Origin of the sequence: Actinosynnema sp. NPDC023658, assembly GCF_040639995.1 — a bacterium.
Classification (GTDB): Bacteria; Actinomycetota; Actinomycetes; order Mycobacteriales; family Pseudonocardiaceae; genus Actinosynnema.
Window position 1 is genome coordinate 1 of sequence record NZ_JBFAAX010001437.1, and the last position, 1134, is coordinate 1134.

The 1134-nt window shown below is 73.7% G+C and carries 1 protein-coding gene; it reads left to right on the forward strand.

Features of this window, described 5'->3' with window-relative positions; all coding sequences use genetic code 11:
• Positions 1-97: 97 nt before the first annotated feature.
• On the forward strand, positions 98-1134 hold a 1037-nt coding region (locus AB0G02_RS41620), incomplete at its 3' end, for a hypothetical protein (protein WP_360806513.1).

Here is a 1134-nt window from a genome sequence, read left to right on the forward strand (position 1 = left end):
CAACGTCACCCTCTGTTTGGGGGGGTTGATCCCGGACCCGGCCCCGCCCCCGCTGTCGCCCGCCTCCCCCCCCCGCCCCCACCGCGACCGCCCGGCCGTGACGGGCGCCGACCGGGAAGGGGACGAGGTCGGCCCCGACGCGCGGGAGGCGATCGCCTCGGTGGTGGAGTGGATCCGCTCGCGCGGCTTGGACTACCCCACCGAGGGGCTGGTGGCGGACCGCTTCGAGGCGGGCTGGAGCGTGTACGCGCCGGTGGACGTCGACGAGACCGATCCGATGGCGTTCCTGGACATGCCGGTCGGCCGGTCGGTGTTCCTGGTGGGCGACTCCGGGCGGATCAAGGAGACGTCGAGCTCGGTCCCGCCGCGGCAGGCGGAGGCGCGGTTCACCGCCGAGGAGCGCGCCGCGGACCGCATGCTCGACCTGGAGTGGGCGGCCGTCCAGCTCAAGGAGGAAGGCGCCATCCAGGACTTCACGATCGTCGACACCCCTCCCGAGGAGGCGGTCGCCCGGGAGGCCTCGGCGCTCATCGAGCCGATCGTGCAGCAGCTGGCGCTGCACGGCCCGCCGGGCTGGGGGCGGTTCGGCGCGGTGTTCGTGATGACCGTGTCCGCCGAGGTGGGCCGGGTGCGGTTCTGGACCGGGCAGCCGAACGACGTGGTGGCGGTGCCCGAGCCGATCATGGCGCTGGTCCGCCGCCAGCGCGAGGTCGCGGCGCGGATGCCGGCCGGACCGTGGTGGCGCCTGCTGATGACCGTCACCCACCACGGCGAGACGACGGTGGACTACGACTACGGCGACCGGCCCATCCCCCGGGAAGACCTCCTGCCCGCCGAGCACTACCGCAACGACCTGGCCGCCTACCCGCGCGCCCATGTGCCGGACTGGCTCACCGACTACCTCGCCACCGCCGACGCACCCGCCGCTCCCGCGGCCGAGGCCGGTCCGCCGGCGGTACTGGACACCGAGATCGCCTTCAGGCGGCTGCACGCCGACTCCCGGGAGATCGCCTACGGCGGCCAGTCGGTCGCGCTCGACGAGGTCGACTGGGTCCGGTACCACAGCACGCACACCACCACGAAGCGCGTCTTCGGCCTCAGGGTTCACCACTCCCTCTGGTACTTCTCGGCGGG